Origin of the sequence: Microbispora sp. CL1-1 (assembly GCF_012034195.1) — a bacterium.
Taxonomy (GTDB): domain Bacteria; phylum Actinomycetota; class Actinomycetes; order Streptosporangiales; family Streptosporangiaceae; genus Microbispora.
Genome location: NZ_JAATEK010000223.1, coordinates 1 through 328, shown reverse-complemented (window position 1 = coordinate 328; position 328 = coordinate 1). Strand labels below are relative to the sequence as shown.

The 328-nt window shown below is 72.6% G+C and carries 1 pseudogene; it reads left to right on the top strand.

Annotated elements, in window-relative coordinates:
- Positions 1-73: 73 nt before the first annotated feature.
- A pseudogene (locus HCK04_RS40710) lies at positions 74-328 on the top strand (sugar ABC transporter permease); the annotation flags it as partial.

Genomic DNA, 328 nt, shown 5'->3' with positions numbered 1-328 from the left:
CGTCCAGTAGCGTCGCGCGGGCCCGGGGCGTAGGGCTCCGGGCCCGCCTCTGGTCGTCCGGACGAAGGAAAGCATGAAACACGCAACACAGACGCCGGCCCCGCCGACCGGGGACGGCCGGCGGGAGCGGGCCCCGGCGCCGGGGGCAGGCAGCACGCGCCGCAGACCCCGCCGGGGCGGTCCGGGGCAGTGGGCAAGAGGGCAGCGGGCAAGAGGGCAGTGGGCGGCATGGGCGTTCCTCGTGCCGGTGGTGGTCTACCTGCTCGCGTTCTACGTCTATCCGCTGTATCGCAACGTCGATCTGAGCCTGCGTAACTACACGGTGCGT